This window comes from Candidatus Aquicultor secundus (assembly GCF_002791875.1).
In the GTDB taxonomy this organism is placed as follows: Bacteria; Actinomycetota; Aquicultoria; order Aquicultorales; family Aquicultoraceae; genus Aquicultor_A; species Aquicultor_A secundus.
On the sequence record NZ_PFNG01000188.1, the window covers coordinates 992 to 1,354 of the forward strand.

Sequence of the window (363 nt, forward strand, 5' to 3'; positions counted from 1 at the left end):
GTACGCCTTGCCGGACGAGTTGCGGTCTTCCGCCCCTTTAAGATACGGCTGGGGGCTCGCGTTTGGCCACGCCAGTTCAACATTTTCGGTATGCCCGCCGCAGCTCGAGAAATAGTAGGCGGCAATAGGAGCGCCGCTATAGGTGATAACCTGTCCCTTTGTGTCTGCGACGGCTTTCGCCCACCTGGCCCCCCAGTTGGTGCCGCCCGAAGTCTCATTGATTTTATCCACGCCGATATAGACCTGGCTTTGAACGGAGTCATAGAGATCGAATGTATTCTGCGGTTTCATGAATTTTACCGCATAAGTCCTCGCGGCGACGGCCTGCGCATAAAGTGCATCATACGGCCAGCTTGAAGGAAC

Annotated in this window: 1 protein-coding gene; it reads right to left on the reverse strand. The window is 55.6% G+C overall.

Annotated elements, in window-relative coordinates:
- On the reverse strand, positions 1–363 hold a 363-nt coding region (locus COY37_RS07990; protein ID WP_286977132.1), incomplete at both ends, for a SpoIID/LytB domain-containing protein.